The 1817-nt window shown below is 62.8% G+C and carries 1 protein-coding gene; it reads left to right on the top strand.

The window, feature by feature from the left end; translation table 11 throughout:
• Nucleotides 1-485: 485 nt before the first annotated feature.
• On the top strand, nucleotides 486-1817 hold a 1332-nt coding region (locus XI09_RS05410), incomplete at its 3' end, for a methyl-accepting chemotaxis protein (protein ID WP_271565947.1).

The following is a 1817-nucleotide window of genomic DNA, read 5'->3' as shown; positions in this document are numbered from 1 at the left end:
CAGGTTCCTGAACTCGGTCCACGCCGCCTGAGTCCTGAAAGCAAAAGGCCACGCGCAAGCGCGTGGACCTGCGATGGTGGCGCCGGTGGATCCTTCAGCTCGATCGTGCGGGCAGCTGCTCGATGCTCGTATAAATTCGTCGATACGACTTTGCCGGGCAGGCGACTTGCACCGCATCCTGGCGCAAGCCGCGCCGGCGCGACTTGCACCGCATCCTGGCGCAAGCCGCGCCGGACAAGTTCGATTGCCACTTTCCTGTTCAGATGATTGCAGAGCTGGCAGCGCCTGCCATCGCCACGGCATCTTTCGTGCGATCCTCCGTAGTCGACGCGTGACAAATGCAGCATTGAATTAAGAAGTATTCTTCATGGTGTCGCAGTGCAGCGCGAATCTCCGAAAGGTGATTGCGGCTGGGCGGGGGGCCGCTACGACGTCGGGGAGTCGTTCGGTTACTCCATCTCTCTTGCTATGGATGGACGGTGAAGATGCCGAGCTTGCGTTTCAGAATTCGGGGGCGTCTCTACGCCGGATTTTCGGTTCTCGTTGTCGTTGGTTTGATCATGGCCGCGGTCGCGATCTGGAATTTGTGGGCGGTCCAGGGCCAGATGGCGCGGCTATCCGCACTCTCGGACAACACGGCCCGCGTTCAGGAAATCTCGATCAACCTCCAGGCGCTGCGGCGCGCCAATCTTCGCTACATCTATGACGCCAACGAGCCGGACTTCAAGGAGGCTGCGGAGCGGGAGGTGGCGACGGTGGAGCTGTTGAAGGTCGCGGCCAAGTCAACGGTCTCCGAGGAGCGGCTCAAGATCTACAATGGCCTGATCGGTGACGTCGAAAAGATGAAGTCGCTGCGGGAGCGCATAGGCGCTGCCGTCAACGAGACGGCGAAAGGCAAGGCTGTTCTGCTCACCGGCGGCGATGAGCTGACCGCCAATACCGGCAAGCTCGTCGACGCCGCGCGTGCAACCGGCGATACCAGCGTGACCGCCCCCGTCACCGATCTCGAATCCAAGATCCTGCTGGTTCGTGTCGCAAACTGGCGCTTCCTCGCGGTCCGGGACACAAAGGGGCCGGCCACCTTCAGGACCAATGTCGACCGGGCGCAGCAAGCGCTCAAGTCACTGGCGGAAGCCGGTCTGCCGGATGAGGTCAAGGCCACGTTCGGGCCGATCAAGAGCTCGCTTTCGACCTACAGGGCGGCCTTCGAGACGACCTCCGCCGCAATCCTCCAGGCCGATGAAATCTACCGCAACAATATCGCCCCCCTGATCGGCGAAAGCGTCGACAAGCTCAAGGTGGCGGAGACCGGATTGAAGGCCGACTACCAGAAGTCGCGCGCGGCCGCCGATGGCGTCATTGCCAATACGACCTGGATTCAGGAAGTCGCCGGCGGCCTTGCGATTCTGTTCGGCGGCCTCGTCGCCTTCCTGATCGCGCGCAGTATCGTCGGACCGCTGACCACGATGACCCGGGCGATGGGAGCTCTCGCCGGTGGCGATCTCAAGGTCGAGATCCCGGGCCGCGGCAATCGCGACGAGATCGGCGACATGGCCAAGGCGATCCAGGTGTTCAAGGAAAGCATGGTCGAGACCGAGCGCCTGCGCCACGAGCAGGTCGAGGTCGAGGCGCGGCAGGCGGAGAGCCGCAAGGCCGACATGAGAAATCTGGCCAACCAGTTCGAACGTGCGGTCGGCGAGATCGTCGACACCGTATCGTCGGCGTCGAACGAGTTAGAGGCCTCGGCCGGCACGTTGACCACGACCGCCTCGCGGGCCCAGGATCTGTCCACCGAAGTGTCGTCCGCATCGCAGGAA

The organism is Bradyrhizobium sp. CCBAU 11386 (genome assembly GCF_028128955.1).
In the GTDB taxonomy this organism is placed as follows: domain Bacteria; phylum Pseudomonadota; class Alphaproteobacteria; order Rhizobiales; family Xanthobacteraceae; genus Bradyrhizobium.
This window is presented reverse-complemented; position numbering and strand designations above follow the sequence as displayed.